The following is a 548-nucleotide window of genomic DNA, read 5'->3' as shown; positions in this document are numbered from 1 at the left end:
TGAAGACGACATTCGCCGAAAATTCGCGATTAAACTCACAAATTTTACCTTAGCCTGATCACCACCAGTGAAAGTGGCCATCAGTCTATCTTTCTATCACATACCCAAATTTTTAAAGAACGATCTAATCAAAAGACTAGAAATCAATATTCACAGCGGAATATTCATTTCTAAACTCTCAAACGTGTCGAAGCAGTTTATGGTGGAGCCAAGCGGGATCGAACCGCTGACCTCCTGCGTGCAAGGCAGGCGCTCTCCCAGCTGAGCTATGGCCCCATAACAAAATTGGTGGGTCTGGGCAGATTCGAACTGCCGACCTCACCCTTATCAGGGGTGCGCTCTAACCAACTGAGCTACAGACCCAATTTCGAGCTTGTAACTGTTAGCGTTGAGCTATCAGCTTGGAGCTTAAAGCTGCTTCTATCGTCTTCTTCAATGAATCAAGCAATTCGTGTGGGAACTTATGGAGCAGCTGATGTCGTCGATTAAGGAGGTGATCCAGCCGCAGGTTCCCCTACGGCTACCTTGTTACGACTTCACCCCAGTCA

The 548-nt window shown here is 47.1% G+C and carries 2 tRNA genes and 1 rRNA gene; all 3 read right to left on the bottom strand.

The annotated features are described in order from the left end of the window. Window positions 1-200: 200 nt before the first annotated feature. Window positions 201-276, bottom strand: a tRNA-Ala gene (locus IB250_RS28500). A gap of 10 nt (window positions 277-286) precedes the next feature. Continuing rightward, window positions 287-363: transfer RNA gene (locus IB250_RS28495), tRNA-Ile, on the bottom strand. A 123-nt stretch (window positions 364-486) separates the two neighbouring features. Next, window positions 487-548 (bottom strand): 16S ribosomal RNA (locus IB250_RS28490); the annotation flags it as partial.

It is taken from the genome of Pseudomonas sp. PDM09, from assembly GCF_014852305.1.
GTDB lineage: Bacteria > Pseudomonadota > Gammaproteobacteria > Pseudomonadales > Pseudomonadaceae > Aquipseudomonas.
This window is presented reverse-complemented; position numbering and strand designations above follow the sequence as displayed.